Below are 386 nucleotides of genomic sequence, written 5' to 3'. Positions count from 1 at the left end.
ACAGAGCGGATGATATATACTTTTAGCTCTTTTGGTTTTGACCAAATTTTTACTTTTTCAGCTTGTTACATCATGTCAAAGATCTTTTATTCAATTAATAATTAAAAGTGAATAATTAATAATTATCCGCAGCATTGCCGCTTTTAATTTTTAATTCTTAATTATTAATTCATTACGTGGAGAATAACGGATTCGAACCGTTGACCCCCTGCGTGCAAAGCAGGTGCTCTAGCCAGCTGAGCTAATCCCCCAATATTTAATTAAACAAACTTGCCTGTAGTACAAGAAGCATAAACCTTCTTGATATCTTTATTACGGTATCACTCCAGAAAGGAGGTGTTCCAGCCGCACCTTCCGGTACGGCTACCTTGTTACGACTTAGCCCC

The 386-nt window shown here is 37.3% G+C and carries 1 tRNA gene and 1 rRNA gene; both read right to left on the bottom strand.

The annotated features are described in order from the left end of the window. Positions 1-177: 177 nt before the first annotated feature. Positions 178-251 (bottom strand) — tRNA-Ala (locus tag OCV82_RS15150). Positions 252-329: 78 nt separating this feature from the next. Continuing rightward, a 16S ribosomal RNA gene (locus tag OCV82_RS15145) occupies positions 330-386 on the bottom strand; the annotation flags it as partial.

Source organism: Bacteroides cellulolyticus (assembly GCF_025567135.1).
GTDB classification, from domain to species: domain Bacteria; phylum Bacteroidota; class Bacteroidia; order Bacteroidales; family Bacteroidaceae; genus Phocaeicola; species Phocaeicola cellulolyticus.
This window is presented reverse-complemented; position numbering and strand designations above follow the sequence as displayed.